Origin of the sequence: Mesorhizobium sp. M7A.F.Ca.CA.003.01.2.1 (assembly GCF_003998945.1) — a bacterium.
Taxonomy (GTDB): Bacteria; Pseudomonadota; Alphaproteobacteria; order Rhizobiales; family Rhizobiaceae; genus Mesorhizobium; species Mesorhizobium ciceri.
Map to the genome: position 1 here is coordinate 1 of NZ_RZRA01001713.1, position 404 is coordinate 404.

Genomic DNA, 404 nt, shown 5'->3' on the forward strand with positions numbered 1-404 from the left:
CCCACGCCGGGTGGCGCGCGGTTCTGGTCAGGCGGCTTTATGGAAAAAGTTGGCGTTCCATAGTTGCATTTCGCCGAGGCGTCAAGCTCCTGCATTGCCCACTGCGCGCCCGGCATTTTCATATTAAGGCCGGAATTCATCCTATAAGCGGTCTCATAGGGACATGCCAGACCGGAGTTGCCCGCCTCCGGCCGAAAATCAAGGACCCGATCCCGCCATGCTTCGTTCGTCACATGCCTTTGCCGCCATGCTTGCCGCAGCCTTGCCGTCCGCCGCGTCTGCTGCCTCGCCGCAGTCGTTCAAGGGCGAGTATACGGTGTCGTTCCTTGGACTTTCGATAGCGAAATCAACGTTTTCCAGCCGTTATGAGAACGGCGCCTACGCGATCGAAGGCAGCGTCAGCG

Annotated in this window: 1 protein-coding gene and 1 pseudogene; one reads left to right on the forward strand and one right to left on the reverse strand. The window is 59.4% G+C overall.

The window, feature by feature from the left end:
- Nucleotides 1–233: hypothetical protein (locus EN969_RS35715; protein WP_206525401.1), on the reverse strand; the 233-nt coding region annotated here is incomplete at its 3' end.
- Here EN969_RS35715 and EN969_RS35070 point away from each other — a divergent pair.
- Nucleotides 218–404: pseudogene (locus EN969_RS35070) on the forward strand (DUF3108 domain-containing protein); the annotation flags it as partial. The gene EN969_RS35715 and the pseudogene EN969_RS35070 overlap by 16 nt on opposite strands.